The 249-nt window shown below is 74.3% G+C and carries 1 protein-coding gene; it reads right to left on the minus strand.

Going from position 1 to position 249, the window contains the following annotated elements:
- Positions 1 to 249 (minus strand): glycosyltransferase (locus AB8Z75_RS35370; RefSeq protein ID WP_369209255.1); only part of this gene is annotated, 249 nt, incomplete at both ends.

Here is a 249-nt window from a genome sequence, read left to right on the forward strand (position 1 = left end):
GTGGACGACGGTTCCACGGACGGTACGGGGCGGCTCGCCCGCAGACAGCACCGTCAACGGCAGGCCGTCAGGCGTGCGTTCCGCGAGCGTGCGGGCGAGCCGCCCCGTACCGTCCGTGGAACCGTCGTCCACCAGCAGCACCTCCGCCCGCCCCGGGTAGTCCTGCGTCAGCAGCGAGGGCAGGCTCACCGGCAGCACCTCGGCCTCGTCACGGGCGGGCACGACCACGGTGACGGACGGCCACACCGC

Source organism: Streptomyces sp. PU-14G (assembly GCF_041028275.1).
Taxonomy (GTDB): domain Bacteria; phylum Actinomycetota; class Actinomycetes; order Streptomycetales; family Streptomycetaceae; genus Streptomyces.